The 221-nt window shown below is 48.0% G+C and carries 1 rRNA gene; it reads left to right on the top strand.

The features are described from left to right. Positions 1–221 (top strand): 23S ribosomal RNA (locus ACXAHM_RS26510); the annotation flags it as partial.

Below are 221 nucleotides of genomic sequence, written 5' to 3'. Positions count from 1 at the left end.
CATTCAAAGAGTGCGTAACAGCTCACTGGTCGAGCGACAGAGCATCGATAATGATCGGGCATTAAACTATTCACCGAAGACATGGATTTGCACGCAAGTGTAAGTGGTAGGGGAGCATTCTAGCGAGGCAGAAGCCGTATGGTGATGTACGGTGGACTTTCTAGAAAAGCAAATGTAGGCATAAGTAACGATAAGGCAGGTGAGAAACCTGCCCGCCGATA

The sequence above is a fragment of the Flammeovirga sp. AWQ4_249 genome (assembly GCF_056161045.1).
This window is presented reverse-complemented; position numbering and strand designations above follow the sequence as displayed.